The following is a 16,516-nucleotide window of genomic DNA, read 5'->3' as shown; positions in this document are numbered from 1 at the left end:
CCCTCGCATGACCACCCTCGCCGCCCCGGCGCCTCCCGGCGCCGACAGGACGGCTCCGGCGAAGCCCCGTCGCCGCAGGCGCTCCTCGCTTCCGTACTGGCTGATCATCCCCGCCGTCGCCACCCTGCTGATCGGCATGGGCTATCCCGTCGCGTGGCAGATCATCAACTCCTTCAAGGAGTACGGACTCGCCCAGCAGTTCGGGCAGCCGGCCGAGTTCATCGGCCTCGACAACTACATCGCCCTGCTCACCAGCGCGCAGTTCTGGATCATCACCGCTCGCTCGCTCGCCTTCATGGCGCTGACGGCGCTCATCACGATGACGATCGGCATCGCCTTCGCGCTGCTCATGAAGGCCATCCCCGCGTGGTCGCGCATCGTCCTGCAGGTGGCGATGCTGCTGGCGTGGTCGATGCCCATCGTGGCGCAGATGACCGTCGCGAACTGGCTCATCGACGACCGCAACGGCGTGGTCAACTATGTCCTCACCGAGGTGTTCGGGATGGACATGCTGGGCCACAACTGGCTGATCCAGCCCCTCAGCTTCTTCGGCGTCGCGATGACGATCATCGTCTGGGCATCGGTGCCCTTCGTCGCCTTCTCCGTCTACGCGGGCCTCACTCAGGTCAGCGAGGAGGTGATGGAGGCGGCGCAGCTCGACGGCGCGGGACGCTTCCAGACCCTCCGTCTCATCATCATGCCGATCATCCGGCCCGTGCTCGTCATCCTGCTGCTGCTGCAGCTGATCTGGGATCTGCGCGTGTTCGCGCAGATCCAGCTGCTGCAGGACTTCGGCGCGGCCGGCGAGCGCTACGACCTGCTCGGCACCTACATCTACGGCCTGGGCATCGGCCAGGGCCAGTTCGGCATGGCGTCGGCCGCCGCGATGGTGGTCATGCTCCTCACGCTGGGCGTGAGCTGGGGCTATGTGCGCAGCATGCTCAAGGAGGACGAGCAGTCATGAGAGCGAAGAAGCTCGGCAGGGGCGTCGGCGCGCTGGTCGCCGTGGCGCTGGCCGCGATCTGGGCCTTCCCGGTCTACTGGATGATTAACACGTCGTTCCAGACGCCTGCGTCCATCAACCGTCTCACCCCCACGTTCTTCCCGACCAACGGCACGCTCGGCAACTACCAGGCGGTGCTCGACGACAACGGCTTCCTCAGCGCCCTGGGCATGTCGCTCACCGTCACGGCGCTCGTGCTCGTGGTGTGCGTCGCGTTCGCCACGCTCGCGTCGTTTGCGATCGCCCGCTTCCGGTTCCGCAGTCGCAAGGCGTTCGTCCTGACCGTCATCCTGGTGCAGATGCTCCCCGCGGAGGCGATGTTCATCGCGCAGTACAAGATGCTCGCCTCCGTGAGCCTGCTGAACTCGGTGCTCGGCGTCTCGATCATCTATCTGGCGATGGTGGTGCCGTTCACGACGTGGATGCTGCGCGGCTTCGTCGCGGGCGTCCCCGTGGACCTCGAGGAGTCCGCGATGATCGACGGCTGCACCCGCATGGGCGCGTTCCGCCGCATCACGTTCCCCCTCCTCGCGCCGGGTCTGGTCGCGAGCGGCGTGTTCGCGTTCGTGCAGGTGTGGAACGAGTTCGCGCTCGCCTCGATCATCCTGACCGAGAACGAGAAGGCGACGCTGCCGCTGTGGCTGCGCGACTTCGCGCAGACCTCCAACCTGGGCGTGACCGAGTGGGGCGAGGTCATGGCCGGCTCGGTGCTGGTCGCGATCCCCGTCATCGTGTTCTTCATGATCGTCCAGGGCCGCATGGCGCAGGGCCTCGTGGGCGGGGCGGTGAAGGGATGACGGGCCTCGCCACCCTGATGCCGGGCTTCGAGGGGCCCGAGCTTCCCGCCTGGGTGGAGCGGCGACTTCGCGAGGGTATGGGCGGGGTGTGCCTGTTCGGCACCAACGTCCACTCGCCCGCGCAGTTGCGCGCCCTCACGCAGGCGATCCACGTCGCGAACCCGCACGCGATCATCGCGATCGACGAGGAGGGCGGCGACGTGTCGCGGCTCTATCAGTCGCAGGGCTCGCCCTTCCCTGGCAACGCGATCCTGGGTCGCCTCGGCGACGCGACGCTGACGGAGACCGTCGGTGCGCAGGTCGGCTGGGAGCTTCGCGCCGCGGGCGTGGATCTGACGATGGCGCCTGACGTGGACGTGAACTCGAACCCGTTGAACCCTGTGATCGGCGTGCGCAGCTTCGGCGCGGACGCGGAGGTAGCGGGTGTGCATGGCGCCGCGTGGACCAGGGGAGTACAGAGCACAGGCATCGCGGCGTGCGCGAAGCACTTCCCGGGTCACGGCGATACGGCGCAGGACAGCCACGTGTCGCTCCCGACGGTCACGGCCGACGAGGCGACGGTGCGCGCTCGCGAGCTGGCGCCCTTCGTGGCCGCCATCGAGGCGGGAACGCTCACGCTCATGTCGTCGCACATCCTGGTGCCGGCGCTCGACGCGACGGCGCCGGCGACTTTCAGCCGTCCGATCCTGAGGGATCTGCTGCGCGGTGAACTGGGCTTCGAGGGCGTGGTCGTCTCCGATGCGCTCGACATGGCGGGAGCCTCGGGCGGTCGCGGCATCCCCGCCGCGGCGGTGCTCGCGATCCATGGAGGCTGCGACTTCCTGTGCATCGGCACGGCCAACACGGACGAGCAGATCACGGCGATCCTCGCCGCGTTCGACGAGGCGGTGGCGGAGGGCGATCTCGACGCTGCCGATCTTGAGCGTGCGGTCAGGCGCGTCCAGGATCTCGGCGCATCCCTCGCCGCCGCCCGGTCCGAGCGCCCGGTGCCTGAGGGCCTCCGCGTCGGGCAGGTGCCGGGGCTGGAGGCGCCGCGCGTGCGTGACGCGTTCGAGGTGACCGACGCTGCCGCGCACGCGCTGTCGACGGGCCGGGAGGTGGCGTGGGTCAGGCTTGAACCCGCCGCGAACATCGCGGTCGGCGCGAGCCCGTGGGGTCCTTTCGCCCTCGGCATTGAGCCGGTCGCCACGGTGCGGCCCGGCGACGACCCGGCCGACGCCGTGGCCGCCATCCCGGCGGGAGCGCTCGCCGTGGTCGTCGGCAAGGACAACCACCGCCACGCCTTCGCGCGGGAGGCGATCGACGCGCTGCGGGCCGCCGTGCCCACACTGGCCGTGGACATGGGCTGGCCCGACGTGTCGGCCGGCTACGCCGATGTCGCCACCTACGGCGCATCGCGCCTCGTGGGCGAGGCACTGCTCGAGGCGGTGGCCTCATGACGCGGCACCTGGGCATCGACATCGGCGGCACCAAGACTGATGCGGTGCTCGTCGACGAGACGGGGCGTGTCCTGTGCAGGCAGGTGCGGCCCTCCGGCCACGGGCCCGACGCGGTGGTCGCCGAGGCGGTCGCGGCCGTAGCGCAGGTGTGTGCGGAGGCAGGCATCGATCCCGCGTCGGCCGACTCGATCGGCGTGGGCGTGCCAGGCTCCGTGCTCGACGGCGTCGTCAGTCACGCGCAGAATCTAGGCATCACGCGCCTGGACCTTGCGGGCGAGTTGGCGCATGCATGGGGCGCGCGGCCTGTCGTGGACAACGACGTGAATGCGGCCGCGGTGGGCGCGTGGGTGTCGACCGGCTCCGAGAAGCGCTCGGTTGCGTTCCTCAACCTGGGCACCGGACTCGCCGCCGGTCTGATCCTTGACGGCACCGTGTGGCGCGGGGCGCGCGGCTCGGCCGGAGAGATCGGGCACATCGCGGTCGATCCGCACGGCCCGCTCGGTCCAGACGGCCTGCCCGGCGGCCTCGAGACGTACGCGTCTGGCTCGGGCATCGCGATCCAAGCGGGCGGTGCGCCCGCGGTCGATGTGCTGGCGCAGGCTGAGACCGATCCGCTCGCGGCGCGCATCCGCGACGGACTGTTCTTCGGCGTCGCGAGCGCGGTACGCGTGCTCGTCCTCACGCTCGATGTGGAGGAGGTGCTGCTCGGCGGCGGACTCACCCGCATGGGCGACTCCCTTCTCGACGGCACGCGCCGCGTCATCCGCGGCTGGGAGCGCAACAGTCCGTTCCTCGCGTCCGTCGACCTCACTGCACGCATGCGCGTGCTCGACCCCGAGACCCCGGTCGCCGCCATCGGCGCGGCCATGAGAGGAGCCGGACGTGGCTGAGATCGTCCTCGCATCCACCAAGGAGGCGGCCGGCGAGGTCGTCGCCTCGCACATCGCTGGCCTCGTGGCAGGGAATCCGGAGACGGTGCTTGGCGTCGCCACAGGCTCCACACCGCTACCCGTGTATGAGGCGTTGGGTGCTCGCGCACGCGACGGGCTCGACTTCTCGCGAGTCTCCGCGTACGCGCTCGACGAGTACGTGGGCCTGCCGGTGGAGCATCCTGAGAGCTACCGGTCGGTGATCACGAAGGAGTTCGTCGAGGCCGTGGGCGCCGACCCCTCGCGCGTGCACGTGCCGGACGGGTCGCTCGAACGCATCGAGACGGCGGGCGAGCGCTACGAGGCACTGCTCGCGGCCTCCGGCGGTGTCGACCTGCAGATCCTCGGCATCGGCACGACGGGCCACATCGGGTTCAATGAGCCGGGCTCGTCGTTCGGCTCGCTCACGCGAGTGAAGACCCTCACGGAGCAGACGCGGATCGACAACGCGCGCTTCTTCGACTCGCTCGACGAGGTGCCGATTCATTGCGTCACGCAGGGCCTGGGCACGATCCTTCGCGCGAAGCACCTGGTGCTGCTCGCGTTCGGCGAGGGCAAGGCCGAGGCGCTCGCGGCGTCCGTGGAGGGGCCCGTGTCGTCGTCTATGCCGGGTTCCGCTATCCAGCTGCACCCGCACGTGACCGTCGTGGTCGATGACGCCGCCGCCTCGCGTCTCAAGCACCTCGACTATTACCGCTGGGCGGCGGATCACAAGCCCGCATGGCAGGGTCTGTGAGGTGAACGTCGTCGACATGCGCGGTGCCATTGACATCCACAGTCATGGCGGTGGCGGGCATGCGTTCGGCGCGACCGTCGAAGGCACGCTTGCGGCGCTTGCGGCGCACCAGGCGACCGGCACGGACCGCATGGTCGCGTCGCTCGTCACTGAACCGCTCGACGCGATGGAGCGCCGGATCGCCGTCGTGCGCGAGGCCATGCGGCAGTCGCCCAACCTCCTGGGCATCCACCTCGAAGGTCCGTTCCTGGCACCTTCGCGGAAGGGTGCTCACCCCGAAAGTGCGCTGATCGATCCCGCGCCCGACGCGGTGGCGAGCCTCATCGACGCCTGCGGCGAGGACCTGCGCCAGATCACGATGGCACCGGAACTTCCGGGAGCGCTCGCGGCGATCGAGCGCTTCGCCGAGGCGGGCGTGGTCGTCGCGGTCGGGCACACCGAGTGCACGGCGGCGCAGGCGCGGGACGCCTTCGCGGCGGGAGCGAGGCTCATCACGCATGCGTTCAACGCGATGCCGCCGATCGCCGGGCGTGCTCCGGGTCCGCTCGGAGCCGCGCTCGCGGACGAGCGTGTCTTCCTCGAGGTCATCGCCGACGGCTTCCACGTCGCACCCGAGTCGCTCTCACTGCTGTTCGCGGCCGCCCCCGGTCGCGTCGTGCTGGTGACCGACGCGATGGCGGCTGCTGCGTCGGACGAGGGCACCTACCTGCTGGGCGAGCTCGAGGTGACCGTCTCGGGCGGCAAGGCCGTCCTCGCGGGAACAGACACGCTTGCGGGCTCCACGCTCGTGCTGAGCCGAGCGATCGAGGTGTGTGAAGCGTCGGGCATCTCCCGCGAGGCCGCGATCGAGGCAGCGACCGTGACCCCGGTCAAGGCGCTGCAGGCCTGCGGGTGGACGGTTCCCGCCTGACGCGAGCGCGAAGCCGCGCTACCCGGTGAGTCCGAAGCCGATTGGGAAGAGGTACTCCTCGCCGTCCGGCGCCGTGGGCACCTGGTCCAGGTTTCGCGGCCAGTTGACGGGCAGCGTCCCCGTGAAGGGGACGTCGCCGAAGAGCGTGTCGGCGATGCCCTCTCCCGCGGTGCCGGGAAGCCATGCCACGACGACGGCGTCGACGCGGTCGACGGTGTTCGTGATCAGCACGGGCCGTCCCGTCACGACCACGAGGACGGTGCTTGCGCACCGGTCGCCGAGCTCATCCAGGACGGTCAGGCCGGGAAGCGCGAGCGTCGTCGAGTCGCCCATGCCCTCGGCGTACGGCACCTCGCCCGCGGCGGCGATGCAGAGGTCGACCTGGCCGGAATCGGGCATCCCGACCGTCACCAAGACGTCTGCGCCCGCGCGCTGCTGGATCCCCTCCGCGATGGTCGTCCCGGGGATGACGGGGCCCACATCGCCCTGCCAGGACCTGGTCCAGCCGCCCGCCTGGACCCCCATGTCGTCCGCCGCGTCGCCCACCACGGCGATGGTGCGCACCTCCGGCCCGATGGGCAGCACGCCGTCGTTCGACAGCAGCACCTGAGACTCCTGGACTGCTCGGCGGGCGAGTTCGCGGTGCTCGGCGCTGCCGACGACGTCGGTCGGGACGGCCGGGTCGACGGGACCGTCGAACAGTCCCATCTGGAACTTGACGGTGAGGATGCGGCTGACCGCCTCGTCGATCCGCGCCTGCGAGACGTCGCCGCGGCTCACGGCCATCTCGAGCGAGGACTGGAAGCCTTCGCCGTCGAAGGGCGTCATCACCATGTCGACGCCCGCGTTGACGCACTGCGCGACCTTCTCGAAGCCGGTCTTGGCGGCGACCTGATCGCAGCCGCCCCAGTCTGAGACGACGAACCCGGTGAAGCCCAGTTCGCCGCGCAGCGTGTCCGTGAGCAGCGTCGCGTCACCATGTACCTTCTCGCCACCCCACGAGGAGAACGAAGCCATGATGGAGCGCGCGCCCGCGTCGATCGCTGCCCGGTAGGGGGGTAGCAGCGAGCCCTCCAGCAGTGCGGGGTCGGCGGGGGCGTCGCCCTGGTCGAGCAGGTAGGGCACCTGGATGATCTGTGTCGACGTCCCGTACACGGTCGCTCCGTCGCCCACGAAGTGCTTGGGTGTGGCGAGGACCGTCGACGGGTCCGCGAGATCGGAGCCCTGAAGGCCGCGAAGGTACGCGGTGCCCAGGCTCGCCACGACGTCGGGATCCTGCGAGTAGGTCTCGTACGTGCGGCCCCAGCGGATGTCGCCCGGCATGGCGAGCACCGGCGCGAAGTTCCAGCGGATGCCCACGGCGGCCAGCTCCTGCGCCGTGGCGTGCCCGATCTGCGTCATGAGCTCGGGGTCGTTCGCGGCCCCGAGCCCGATCTGATGCGGGAACACCGTCGCGCCGTCCATGCCGCCGAAGCCGTGCACGGCGTCGATGCCGTAGAGCAGCGGGATGCCGAGGCGCGTGTCCTCCATGGCTTCGCGCTGATGCTCGAGCACTGTCGCCTTCCACGCCGCAGCGTCGGACGCGCCCTGCAGGCCGCCGCCGCCGTGCAGCACGCTTCCGAGGTTCAGCAGCGCGACGTCGCCCGGCTCGAGGGAGTCCTCTTCGACCTGCGTCATCTGGCCCAGCTTCTCCGCCTGGGTCATCTGCGACAGGAGCACCTCGACGCGCGTCTCCAGCGGGAGCGAGGAATCCAGGTAGCTGCGGTCGATCCCGTCCGAGGGGGCGGGATCGACCGTGGGTTCGGGCGAGCATCCGGACAGCGCCAGCAGTCCGATGAGCGAGACGGTGACGACGGATCGGACCTTCACGTGAACCTTCCTTGGCGCGCGTGGGGACTCAACGGGTGGGCAGCTTGAAGACAGGAGCTACGTGCAGACGGCAGTGCTCATCTGAAAACGATAGTGCGGTGGCCGTCCAGCAGCACCCGATGCTCGGCGTGCCAGCGGACAGCGCGGGCGAGCGCGCGGCGCTCCACGTCGGCGCCGGTGGCGGTGAGGGACTCGGGCGTGTACGTGTGGTCCACGCGGTCCACGTCCTGCTCGATGATCGGGCCTTCGTCGAGGTCAGCGGTGACATAGTGCGCGGTCGCGCCGATGAGCTTGACCCCGCGGTCGTGGGCCTGGAAGTACGGGCGCGCGCCCTTGAAGCTCGGCAGGAACGAGTGGTGGATGTTGATCGCCCTGCCCTTGAGCGCCTCGCACATGTCGGGGGAGAGGATCTGCATGTAGCGCGCGAGGACCACCAGCTCTGCGTCCAGCTCGTCGACGAGCTCGAGCACCTGCGACTCGGCCTCGGTCTTCGTCTCCGCCGTGACGGGGATGTGGTGGAACGGCTTGCCGTAGAACTCGGCGAGCGAGCGGAGCGTGGGGTGGTTGCCGATGACCGCGACGATGTCCACCGGCAGCGTGCCTGCGCGCTCGCGGAACAGGAGGTCGTTGATGCAGTGTGCGGCTTTGGAGACCATGACGACGGTGCGCATGCGGCGTCCCGCGGTGTCCAGGCTCCACGTCATCTCGAACCGCTCCGCGAGCGCCGCGAACGCGGTCTCGAGCTCGCGCAGCGGGGCCGCGCTCTCCACCTCGACGCGCATGAAGAACAGCCCCGTGTCAGGGTCGCCGAACTGCTGGGACTCCGTGATGTTGCCGCCGTGCTCCGCGAGGGCGCCGGAGACCGCGTGGACAATGCCGGGGCGGTCGGGGCAGGACAGGCTGAGCACGTAGCGGAGGGGAGCGTCGGTCATGGCCACCAGCGTAGTGAAGGCGAGCGCCGCATCGGGCACCTGCCCGACGCAGGGGCCGGGCAGGTCTGGGACCCCTGGGGTGGATTCGGAGACGCGTGACCTGTCACCATAGGGGCATGAGCGACGACGCAGAGGTTCGCATCGACACCGTCGGCCCCGAGGACGCGGGCGAGATTCTCACCGTGCGCAGGGCCGCCTTCGTGGTGGAAGCGCAGCTGTATAACGATCCGCATATCCCCGCGCTCACGCAGACCCTCGAGGAGCTCGAGCAGGATATGGCGTCCGACGCCGTGGTCACTCTGGGCGCGTGGATCGGTCCGCGCCTGGTCGGCACCATCCGCGTGGGGATCGAGGGCACGAAGGCCACCATCGGCCGCCTCGCGGTGGTGCCCGACCTCCAGAACAAGGGGATCGGCGCGCAACTGGTCTTCGCTGTGCTCGGCTACCTGCCCGAGGACACATCCGAGGTGTGGGCCTTCACGGGTCAGAACTCCAAGCACAACATCGCGCTGTACAACAAGGCCGGCTACGACCACCAGTTCGACCAGGTCTCCGGTGACCTCACGTACGCGTACCTGCGCAAGATCCTCGAGACCGGCGCCATCGTCGACGACCGACCCGAGGCCTGAGGGCTGAGGCCTGAGTCGGCGCGTGGCGCTACGTCGCCGTCCCACTCCGAAGTGACGGCTGAGGCGGGCCCGGAGGCAGGTACGCGCCGTGCATCGTTGAACTGACCGTCACTTCGGCAGAGAAGCGCGGTCCTTCTTGACGCGAAGGAGTACACGCGGCGCGCCGTTGCTAGACTGACGAACGCCGCGACTGGCGCAGTGGGTCACCACGAGGAAGCGGCACCTTTCTCAAGACTCTTTGGTCGTACGCCTGGGCCAAGGTCACCGGACAACCGGCGGCCGCGTGCCGCCACCAGAGAGGAACGCCATGAGCACCGACTCCAGCGCCACCGCAGCCGTCATGAACGCGACGCTGCAGGATTTCGACCCCGAGATCGCGCAGGTCCTCGACCGCGAGCTCGAGCGCCAGCAGACCTACCTCGAGATGATCGCGTCCGAGAACTTCGTGCCGCGCTCCGTGCTGCAGGCGCAGGGCTCGGTCCTGACCAACAAGTACGCCGAGGGCTACCCGGGCAAGCGCTACTACGGCGGCTGCGAGGAGGTGGACGTCGCGGAGAACATCGCGATCGAGCGCGCTAAGAGCCTGTTCGGCGCCGAGTACGCGAACGTCCAGCCCCACTCCGGCGCGACGGCCAACGCGGCGGTGCTGCACGCGCTCGCCAAGCCGGGCGACCGCATCATGGGCCTCTCGCTCGCGCACGGCGGTCACCTGACTCACGGCATGAAGCTCAACTTCTCCGGCAAGCTCTACGAGGTCTCGGCCTACGGCGTGGACGACACGACGCACCTCGTCGACATGGACAAGGTGCGCGAGCAGGCGCTCGCGGACCGCCCCGACGTGATCATCGCAGGCTGGTCCGCGTACCCCCGCCACCTCGACTTCGCCGCGTTCCGCGCGATCGCGGACGAGGTGGGCGCGAAGCTGTGGACCGACATGGCGCACTTCGCAGGCCTCGTCGCCTCGGGCCTGCACCCCTCGCCGGTGCCGCACTCCGACGTCGTGTCGACCACGATCCACAAGACGATCGGCGGCCCACGCTCCGGCATGATCCTGTCGCGCGACCTCGAGGCCTACGGGAAGAAGCTGAACTCCGCGGTCTTCCCCGGTCAGCAGGGCGGACCGCTCATGCACGTGGTCGCAGCCAAGGCAGTGGCCCTCAAGGCTGCCGCGGGCGCGGAGTTCAAGGAGCGCAACGAGCGCGTGCTCGAGGGCGCGCGCATCCTCGCCGAGCGCCTCACCGCGCCCGACGCGATCGAGGCCGGCGTCAACGTCGTCTCGGGCGGCACGGATGTACACCTGGTGCTCGTGGACCTGCGGAACTCGCCCATGAACGGCCAGGAGGCCGAGGACCTGCTGCACTCGGTCGGCATCACGGTCAACCGCAACGCCGTCCCGAACGACCCGCGTCCGCCGATGGTCACCTCGGGCCTGCGCATCGGCACGCCGGCGCTCGCGTCGCGCGGCTTCGGCGCCGAGGAGTTCACCGAGGTGGCCGAGGTCATCACGACTGCGCTCAAGGGCGGCGCCGACGTGGACGCCCTGCGTGCCCGCGTGGCGAAGCTCGCCGGCGACTTCCCGCTCTACGAGGGCCTGCAGCAGTAATGGCGGCGGCTCCGCAGAAGCTGGACGGCAAGGCCACTGCGGCCGCCATCAAGTCCGAGCTGGCCACCAGGGTCGCCGCGCTCGCTGAGCGCGGCGTCACCCCGGGGCTTGGCACGCTGCTCGTCGGCGACGACCCCGGCTCGACGTGGTACGTCAACGGCAAGCACGCCGACTGCGCTGAGGTGGGCATCGCGTCGATCCGCGAGGACTTGCCCGGTGACGCCACGCAGGCGGAGATCGAGGCCGCAGTGGACCGTCTCAACGCGGACCCGGCGTGCACGGGCTTCATCGTGCAGCTGCCGCTGCCCCAGGGCGTGGACACGAACGCGATCCTGGAGCGCATCGACGCCGACAAGGACGCGGACGGCCTGCACCCGACGAACCTGGGTCGCCTCGTGCTGCGCGTGGCGGAGGAGGTCACGTCGAGCCTGCCGTGCACGCCCAAGGGCATCATCGAGCTGCTCGAGCGGCACGGGATCGAGCTGCGCGGCAAGGAGGTCGTGGTCATCGGCCGTGGCACGACGGTGGGCCGCAGCATCGGGCTGCTGCTGACGCGCAAGGCCGTCAACGCGACGGTGACGCTGTGCCACACCGGCACCGCCGACCTCGGTTCGCACACCCGCAGGGCCGACGTGATCGTTGCCGCCGCAGGCGTGCCGGGCATCGTCGCGGGAGACATGGTCAAGGACGGCGTCGTGCTCGTGGACGTGGGCGTCAGCCGCGTCACCGACCCGGAGACGGGCAAGTCTCGCGTGGCCGGCGACATCGCGCCCGACGCGGTGGCGAAGTCATCGTGGTACTCACCGAACCCTGGCGGGGTCGGCCCCATGACCCGCGCGATGCTCCTGGCGAACGTGGTCGAGACGGCCGAGCGCTCGCTCGCCTGACGACACTCGACGACGCCAGCCGCGCCCCCTTCCCGAGGGTGCGGCCGGCGTCGTCGTGTCGGGGTCGCCAGGTACGCTCGACGGCATGCGAATCGTCACCGTCAACGTCAATGGAGTGCGCGCCGCGGCGCGCAAGGGGATGCACGACTGGCTCGACCCCAGCGGTGCGGATGTGGTGTGTCTGCAGGAGGTGCGCGCGCCGCTGGAGACCACCGCCGAACTGGTCGGCGAGGGCTGGCACGTCGTGGAGGACGCGTGTGACATCAAGGGTCGCGCGGGCGTCGCCATCCTCTCGCGCACCCCGCTGAGCGACGTGCTCGCGCGTGCGGACGCGCTGGGCGAGGGCATGAATGAGCCCGTGCACACTGGCCGCTGGATCGAGGCGACCGTCGACTCGCCCGCCGGCCCGGTGCGCGTCGTGTCCGTCTACATGCACTCCGGCACGGCAGGCACCCCGAAGATGGACGACAAGTACGCGATGCTCGAGTCGATGACCGCTCGCCTGGCGGCGTTGCGCGAGGAGTACGAGCGGGTGGTGGTGATGGGCGACATCAACATCGCCCACACCGAGAACGACATCAAGAACTGGAAGGGCAACCTCAAGTCCGCGGGCTTCCTGCCTGAGGAGCGTGCGTATGTCACGCAGTGGCTCGAGGCCGGCTGGGTCGACGTGCACCGGACGCTGTCGGGAGACATGCCGGGGCCGTACACGTGGTGGTCGATGCGTGGACAGGCGTTCGACAACGATGCGGGCTGGCGCATCGACTACCAGTTCGCGTCGCCTGCGCTCGCCGAAGCCGCGACCGGGGTGCGCGTGGATCGTCAGGCGTCGTGGGACGCGCGCTGGACCGACCACGCGCCGCTCGTCGTCGACTACGACCTGTAGGCGCGAGGCTCGGCCCGCAGTCGGAAGGACTCAGATCCAGAGGAAGCGCGGCGCCAGTCGTCCCTCGGCAGTGAACGCGTCGGCGATCTGCGTCGCCGTCGACTCGGCCTGCGCCTTGCGCACGAGCGCGATCACGGAGCCCCCTCCACCCGCGCCGCTCACCCGTGCCCCCAGTGCGCCTGCCCGGAAGGCAGCGTCGACAGCGAGGTCGAGCGAGGGGCGCGACGCCTCGTAGTCCACGTCGAGCGACGCGTGCGAGCGGAAGATCGCCTTGCCGATGGAGACGAAGCGCTCGTGCGCGGGGGCAGTGCCGCCGAGCTCCGCGGCGACGAGGCGCACGCGCTCGATCTCGGACACGACGTGACGCGCGCGTCGCCGGGCGATCGGGTCCTCGAGAGACTCGACGCGCCTGAGCGCCTGCGGCGAGTCGGCGATCTCACGGAGGTCCGCGGCGCCGAGCGCGTGCGCCGCGGCGGCGCACTCGGCGCGACGCGACTCGAACAGAGGGCGCACGTCGCCGTGCGGCACCTGCGTGTCGACCACCAGGAGGCCCAGCCCGTAGTCCCGGATGTACATCGGGTAGTGCGTCGCGCTCACGGTGCGGCCACTGAAGTCCAGCAGCAGCGCCTCGTCTGCGCCGCACCGTAGCGCCACATGCGGGTCGAGGGGTCCGCACATCACCCCTGCCATCGCGTTCTCTGCGTCGAGGCACGCGTCAGCGAGCTCCGACCTGCCGTCGTCGCCGTCGAGCGCGAGGCGCCAGAGGTCGTTGACGGCCAGGACGGTCGCTCCGAGCACGGCTGCCGATGAGGCCAGGCCCCCTTGTGGCGGCAGGCACGATTCGATCGCGATGTCCATGCCGCGTCCGCTGAATCCGCGTTCGTGCATCGCCCACACGATGCCGGCGGGGTACGCGGGCCAACCCAGATCGGGGCCGGGCGCCTCGCCGACGCGCCCCTCCCACACGCGGCCCGGTCCTTCCAGCACGTCGCCCAGCCCACTGGTCACTCGCACGACGTCGTCGTCCCGCGGTGCCGCAGCGACGTAGGCCCGATGCGGCGTGACCGTGGCCAGCGACAGCCCGGCGTTGTAGTCGGTGTGCTCGCCGATGAGGGTCGCGCGGCCCGCGGCTGACCAATGGCAGGTCGCGTCGACGCCCAACTCTTCGAGCAGGAGGGACGCAGCGCGGTCGCGGCCCTCAGCCGGCGTCCACGCCTTCACCCATGCGGACCCCTCAGGCGAGACTTCCCTCACACGCGCCATTGTGCCAGGCATGTTCATCGCGCGTGAGGCGTGCGAGGATGAGGGCGAAGAGGCATGCGTCGAAGGGAGCACATCATGGCGAGCAAGTCGGCCCCAGAACCCGAGGAGAGCCCCGCGGGCGTGCCCGAGCCCTCGGACTCGCCGACGTCCCCGACGCCGGTCGTCGCGCCTGCATCGGTGCCGGTGCTGGAGCGTGTGCGCCGCAACCGCATGGGAGCGCTGGCCGCGGGACTGCTCGTGGCGCTCGTGGTCGGCCTGCTGCTGTCGGTACTGGTGCCTGGCGGGACGAACCTGCTGGCGTACGTGCTGCTCGGCCTGCTTCTCACTGCGGCGGTGGGGGCGACGGTGCGCTACCTCAGCCCCGATCGCGGCTTCGCTGCGCAGGGCACCGCCTTCGCGACGACCGCGCTGGGCGCGCACCTCATGCTCATCACCGGTGCCGTGAACTCGGCGGGCAGTGGACTCCTCGAGGACCTCGGAGCGCAGGGCCCAGGCTTCGACGACGCCCTGCTCGCCGCTCTGGGCGCGCCGATCTTCTCGAGCGGTGTGCTGCTGTGCGGACTCGTGGCCGCGGTCATCGCAGGCTGGGGCGCGCGCGACGAGCCGGGCGAGAGGCCCGCCAGGCCCGCAGGCTACTGAGCCCCGGCGTCGGGCTGGCGAACCGCCGGCGTCTCAGCGGGCGACGGGAGTGACGCCGAGCGAGCGCCCGGCGAGGCCGCGCTGACGAGCACTCAGCGAGCGAGCGATGTCGCGGAGAGCCTGTGCGGCGGGCGACTCGGGGTCGCTCACCACCACGGGAGTGCCCGCGTCGCCGGCCTCCCGTGCGCTGATGTCGAGCGGCACCTGACCCAGCAGGGGAACTTTCGTGCCGAGCGTCGCCGAGAGTCGCTCCGAGACCTTGGCGCCGCCTCCCTCACCGAAGACGTGCAGGCGTGAGCCGTCAGCCTGCTCGAGCCACGCCATGTTCTCGATGACGCCGACGACTGACTGCGAGGTCTGCGTGGCGATCGAGCCTGCGCGCTCCGCGACTCCCGCCGCGGCCGCCTGCGGCGTGGTGACGACCACGAGCTCGGCGTGGGGGAGCAGCTGGGCGACGGAGATCGCGATGTCGCCGGTTCCGGGCGGGAGGTCGAGCAGCAGGACGTCCAGGTCGCCCCAGAACACGTCCGCGAGGAACTGTTCGATGGCGCGGTGGAGCATGGGGCCGCGCCACACGACGGGCTGGCCCGCCGGGACGAACATGCCGATGCTGACGGCCTTCACCTCGTGGGCGATCGGGGGCAGCAGCATGTCGTCGAGCCGCGTGGGCTGACCTGCGACGCCGAGCATGCCGGGGATGGAGAAGCCGAAGATGTCGGCGTCGAGCACGCCCACCTTGAGTCCGTCGGCGGCCATCGCTGCCGCGAGGTTCGCGGTGACGGTGGACTTGCCGACGCCTCCCTTGCCGGACGCGATGGCGTACACGCGCGTCATGTTGCCCGGCTGGGTGAAGGGGATGACGGGCTCGGGCTTGCCGCCGCGCAGCTGCGAGCGGAGGTTCTCGCGCTGCTCGTCGGTCATGACGCCCAACTCGATGCGCACGTCGGTCACGCCGTCGACGGACCTGGCGGCGCTGTCGACGTCGTCGGTGATCCGTTCGCGCATGGGACAGCCCTGCGTGGTCAGGTCGATCCCGATCACTGCCGCGCCGGCGTCATCGACGTCGACGGAGCGGACCATGCCGATCTCGGTGATGGGTCGGCGGATCTCGGGGTCGATGACGCGGGACAGTGCGGTCTCGAGCTCAGCGACGGTAGGCATGGTGTCCATCGTAGGCGGTGACCGACAACTGTGAACCCGCTGGGCGGGGTCCACCGCGCCTCTGCGCGGCGCTCTTTGTGGGGTTCCTCGAAATGCCTGCGAGGCGTTGTGGTGAGAGCGCGTTCACGCTACCGTCGTAACCATTCTGTGACCTTTCCCGAACCCTCAGGAATGCACGATGGCCCAGGCAGTGACGCACACGGACGGACGTGGCGCGCGCACGCGCGCCGCACAGGGCGCGAGGCTCGCGCCTGGACGCATCGCGGCCCCGCGAAGCGCGGCGGACGCCGGGGCAGCACGCCGCGAGGAGGCCCATTCCGCGCGGCACCGGGGCGCGATCAGGCGCGGCGTGTGGATGGGGCTAGCAATCACGGTGCCCCTGGTGGCCGTCGCCGCCGTGATCTCGTATGTCTCGGGCTCGCCGAGCCGCTACCTCGCCATCGCGATCGGGCTCGCCGCAGGGGCGTCGATGGCCACTCAGGTCATCGACCGGTGCCATCGCGCGGGACTCGCGGCCGTCGCGGTGACGGCGTTCGCGTTGCTGCTCTTGGTGCCGCTCTCGTGCTTCTCGTGCGTCGCGGCCGCCAGCGAGTCGCCGTTCTCCGGCATGGTGGACCACGTCGCCGCGAACGGCGTCGGCGGACTCTTCGCGCACTACGCGGCGGGCGAGCCGTGGCGCGCGCTGGCCGCCATGGGGGCCTCGCTCGCGATCGCGTACCTGACCGGCCGTGGGCTCGGTGACGGCCGCCTGCTCGGCCGGCTCGTCCGATCCTGAGTCGCGGCAGGGGAACGCCCGACGCGTGAGCCAGCCCCTACGTCGGGCGTCAGGCCTG

General features: G+C 70.4%; 16 protein-coding genes and 1 riboswitch. Of the genes, 12 read left to right on the top strand and 4 right to left on the bottom strand.

All coding sequences use genetic code 11. The features are described 5' to 3' along the window. Positions 1-7 precede the first annotated feature (7 nt). Genes B7K21_RS04735 through B7K21_RS04710 form a run of 6 tightly spaced genes read left to right on the top strand, consistent with a single transcriptional unit; the run spans position 8 to position 5,814 of the window. Positions 8-964 carry a carbohydrate ABC transporter permease gene (locus B7K21_RS04735; RefSeq protein WP_084074049.1) on the top strand — a complete coding sequence of 319 codons (957 nt, stop codon included), beginning with the start codon at positions 8-10 and terminating at the stop codon, positions 962-964. Continuing rightward, entirely contained in the window at positions 961-1,800 is an 840-nt protein-coding gene (locus B7K21_RS04730) for a carbohydrate ABC transporter permease (protein WP_144016068.1), read from the top strand. Before B7K21_RS04735 ends, B7K21_RS04730 begins: the two co-directional genes overlap by 4 nt. Beyond that, entirely contained in the window at positions 1,797-3,239 is a 1,443-nt protein-coding gene (locus B7K21_RS04725) for a glycoside hydrolase family 3 protein (RefSeq protein WP_084074048.1), read from the top strand. The genes B7K21_RS04730 and B7K21_RS04725 overlap by 4 nt, the downstream gene beginning before the upstream one ends. Further along, complete coding sequence (locus tag B7K21_RS04720) at positions 3,236-4,129, top strand: ROK family protein (protein WP_084074047.1); 894 nt, start codon at positions 3,236-3,238, stop codon at positions 4,127-4,129. The genes B7K21_RS04725 and B7K21_RS04720 overlap by 4 nt, the downstream gene beginning before the upstream one ends. Beyond that, entirely contained in the window at positions 4,122-4,904 is a 783-nt protein-coding gene (locus tag B7K21_RS04715) for a glucosamine-6-phosphate deaminase (protein WP_084074046.1), read from the top strand. The genes B7K21_RS04720 and B7K21_RS04715 overlap by 8 nt, the downstream gene beginning before the upstream one ends. 1 nt (position 4,905) lies before the next feature. Continuing rightward, positions 4,906-5,814 carry an N-acetylglucosamine-6-phosphate deacetylase gene (locus B7K21_RS04710; protein WP_234989182.1) on the top strand — a complete coding sequence of 303 codons (909 nt, stop codon included), beginning with the start codon at positions 4,906-4,908 and terminating at the stop codon, positions 5,812-5,814. An 18-nt stretch (positions 5,815-5,832) separates the two neighbouring features. Here the strand turns inward: B7K21_RS04710 and B7K21_RS04705 are convergent, their stop codons facing one another. Together B7K21_RS04705 and purU are read right to left on the bottom strand one after the other, a co-directional pair. Beyond that, positions 5,833-7,683: a glycoside hydrolase family 3 protein gene (locus tag B7K21_RS04705; RefSeq protein ID WP_084074045.1), complete on the bottom strand. Its 1,851-nt coding sequence runs from the start codon at positions 7,681-7,683 to the stop codon at positions 5,833-5,835. Between the two features lie 77 nt (positions 7,684-7,760). Then, positions 7,761-8,615, bottom strand: coding sequence for a formyltetrahydrofolate deformylase (purU, locus tag B7K21_RS04700; protein WP_084074812.1), 855 nt, complete (start codon positions 8,613-8,615; stop codon positions 7,761-7,763). A 116-nt stretch (positions 8,616-8,731) separates the two neighbouring features. On the opposite strand from purU, the gene B7K21_RS04695 reads away from it, so the two are divergent. The 4 genes from B7K21_RS04695 (at position 8,732) to B7K21_RS04680 (ending at position 12,620) form a co-directional block, all read left to right on the top strand. Continuing rightward, positions 8,732-9,244: a GNAT family N-acetyltransferase gene (locus B7K21_RS04695; RefSeq protein WP_084074044.1), complete on the top strand. Its 513-nt coding sequence runs from the start codon at positions 8,732-8,734 to the stop codon at positions 9,242-9,244. 160 nt (positions 9,245-9,404) lie between these two features. After that, positions 9,405-9,507, top strand: a riboswitch (ZMP/ZTP riboswitch). A 44-nt stretch (positions 9,508-9,551) separates the two neighbouring features. Next, positions 9,552-10,847, top strand: coding sequence for a serine hydroxymethyltransferase (gene glyA / locus B7K21_RS04690; RefSeq protein ID WP_084074043.1), 1,296 nt, complete (start codon positions 9,552-9,554; stop codon positions 10,845-10,847). Continuing rightward, positions 10,847-11,734, top strand: a complete 888-nt coding sequence (locus B7K21_RS04685) for a bifunctional methylenetetrahydrofolate dehydrogenase/methenyltetrahydrofolate cyclohydrolase (RefSeq protein WP_084074042.1) — start codon at positions 10,847-10,849, stop codon at positions 11,732-11,734. The genes glyA and B7K21_RS04685 overlap by 1 nt, the downstream gene beginning before the upstream one ends. Positions 11,735-11,819: 85 nt before the next feature. Continuing rightward, positions 11,820-12,620 (top strand): exodeoxyribonuclease III, encoded by an 801-nt coding sequence (locus tag B7K21_RS04680; protein WP_084074041.1) that lies wholly within the window; start codon positions 11,820-11,822, stop codon positions 12,618-12,620. Between the two features lie 30 nt (positions 12,621-12,650). On the opposite strand, the gene B7K21_RS04675 is transcribed toward B7K21_RS04680, so the two are convergent. Next, on the bottom strand, positions 12,651-13,874 hold the full coding sequence (locus tag B7K21_RS04675; RefSeq protein WP_159448415.1) for a galactokinase family protein: 1,224 nt from the start codon (positions 13,872-13,874) through the stop codon (positions 12,651-12,653). A gap of 84 nt (positions 13,875-13,958) precedes the next feature. Between B7K21_RS04675 and B7K21_RS04670 the strand changes: the two genes are divergently transcribed. Beyond that, on the top strand, positions 13,959-14,522 hold the full coding sequence (locus B7K21_RS04670) for a hypothetical protein (protein WP_084074039.1): 564 nt from the start codon (positions 13,959-13,961) through the stop codon (positions 14,520-14,522). 33 nt (positions 14,523-14,555) lie between these two features. Here the strand turns inward: B7K21_RS04670 and B7K21_RS04665 are convergent, their stop codons facing one another. Further along, positions 14,556-15,683, bottom strand: coding sequence for a P-loop NTPase (locus tag B7K21_RS04665; protein WP_084074038.1), 1,128 nt, complete (start codon positions 15,681-15,683; stop codon positions 14,556-14,558). 178 nt (positions 15,684-15,861) lie between these two features. Between B7K21_RS04665 and B7K21_RS04660 the strand changes: the two genes are divergently transcribed. Then, positions 15,862-16,458 (top strand): hypothetical protein, encoded by a 597-nt coding sequence (locus B7K21_RS04660; RefSeq protein ID WP_084074037.1) that lies wholly within the window; start codon positions 15,862-15,864, stop codon positions 16,456-16,458. Positions 16,459-16,516 lie beyond the last annotated feature (58 nt).

Source organism: Demequina sp. NBRC 110052 (assembly GCF_002090075.1).
Classification (GTDB): domain Bacteria; phylum Actinomycetota; class Actinomycetes; order Actinomycetales; family Demequinaceae; genus Demequina.
This window is presented reverse-complemented; position numbering and strand designations above follow the sequence as displayed.